The 1792-nt window shown below is 48.6% G+C and carries 3 protein-coding genes; all 3 read left to right on the forward strand.

Features of this window, described 5'->3' with window-relative positions; genetic code table 11:
* Positions 1-184: Rieske 2Fe-2S domain-containing protein (locus ACTHUT_RS19585; protein ID WP_440419495.1), on the forward strand; the 184-nt coding region annotated here is incomplete at its 5' end.
* Positions 185-202: 18 nt separating this feature from the next.
* On the forward strand, positions 203-1552 hold the full coding sequence (locus tag ACTHUT_RS19590) for a cytochrome b (RefSeq protein WP_049328413.1): 1350 nt from the start codon (positions 203-205) through the stop codon (positions 1550-1552).
* A 14-nt stretch (positions 1553-1566) separates the two neighbouring features.
* Positions 1567-1792, forward strand: a 226-nt coding sequence (locus tag ACTHUT_RS19595) for a cytochrome c1 (RefSeq protein ID WP_440419497.1), incomplete at its 3' end; no start/stop codon positions are given.

A 1792-nucleotide genomic window follows, 5' to 3' on the forward strand; every position in this document is an offset into this window, starting at 1 on the left:
CCGTCCCGACATTGCTCCCGCCGACGTGGGCGCAGACGGGAAAGGCGGTTTCTTCTGCCCTTGCCACGGTTCGAAATTCGACATTGCAGGCCGAGTATACAAAGGTGTTCCTGCACCGACCAACTTGGTTGTACCGCCTTACAAATATCTGAGCGATACGACTGTTTTGGTGGGCGAAGACTAAAAATAAGGAACGATAATTATGGCAAACCAAACCAATAGCAAAGCAAAAGCATTGTTAGGCTGGATGGACGATCGCTTCCCTCTGTCTAAAATGTGGAATGAGCATTTGGCTCAATACTATGCGCCGAAGAACTTCAACTTCTGGTACTACTTCGGCTCTTTGGCTCTGCTCGTCCTTGTAATTCAAATCGTCAGCGGTATTTTCCTGACCATGAACTACAAACCGGACGGCAACCTTAACGCCTACCATCTGCCTGCTGCCTTTACCGCAGTAGAGTACATCATGCGCGACGTGTCCGGCGGCTGGATTATCCGCTACATGCACTCCACAGGCGCATCTTTCTTCTTCATCGTCGTTTATCTGCACATGTTCCGTGGTCTGATTTACGGCTCGTACAAAAAACCTCGTGAATTGGTGTGGATTTTCGGTTCCCTGATTTTCTTGGCATTGATGGCAGAAGCCTTTATGGGTTACCTGTTGCCTTGGGGTCAAATGTCCTTCTGGGGTGCGCAGGTAATTATTAACCTGTTCTCCGCCATCCCTGTTATCGGTCCTGATTTGTCCACTTGGATCCGCGGTGACTTCAACGTTTCCGACGTTACTTTGAACCGCTTCTTCGCCCTGCACGTTATCGCTGTACCTTTGGTATTGCTCGGCTTGGTCGTGGCTCACATCATCGCCCTGCACGAAGTGGGTTCTAACAACCCTGATGGCGTTGAAATCAAGAAAAACAAAGATGAAAACGGTATTCCACGCGATGGTATCCCATTCCATCCTTACTACACCGTTAAAGACATCTTGGGCGTCGTTGTATTCCTGATTGTCTTCTGTTCTGTGTTGTTCTTTGCACCTGAAGGTGGCGGCTACTTCCTCGAAGCCCCGAACTTTGATGCAGCAAATGCGCTGAAAACACCTCCGCACATTGCTCCGGTATGGTACTTCACTCCGTTCTACGCAATTCTGCGTGCGATTCCTTCCTTTGCCGGTACTCAGGTATGGGGTGTAATCGGTATGGGTGCAGCAGTTGTACTGATTGCCTTGTTGCCTTGGTTGGATAAAGGCGAGGTTAAATCTGTCCGCTATCGCGGCCCAATCTTCAAAACCGCATTGGTTCTGTTCATCATTGCCTTCATCGGTTTGGGTATTTTGGGTGCAATGGTAGCAACTGATACTCGTACTTTGGTTGCACGTATCCTGTCTTTCGTCTACTTTGCATTCTTCCTGGGTATGCCGTTCTATACCAAACTGGATACCAACAAACCAGTTCCTGAACGCGTAACCATGAGCACTACTAAACAAAAAATTATGTTCTTTGTTTACGTCGGTATTACCGTTGTCGGTGCTTACTTGTTTGCAACCAATATCTGATGAGGGCAGCGAAAATGAAACAAACTCTGAAAAACTGGTTTGCTGCCTTATTGCTGGCAGTACCTATGAGTGCAGCCGTCGCCAGCGGCGGCGGACACTACGAAAAAGTCGATATCGACCTGCGTGACCAAGTCAGCCTGCAGCACGGTGCGCAAATCTTTACAAACTACTGTTTGTCTTGCCACTCTGCAAGCGGTATGCGCTTCAACCGTCTGAAAGACATCGGTTTGACTGAAGATG

Source organism: Neisseria sp. P0022.S010 (assembly GCF_051956635.1).

Excerpts from the sequence above, each read along its gene's own strand:
- ACTHUT_RS19590 (WP_049328413.1), top strand. The coding sequence starts at position 203 with ATGGCAAACCAAACCAATAGCAAAGCAAAAGCATTGTTAGGCTGGATG.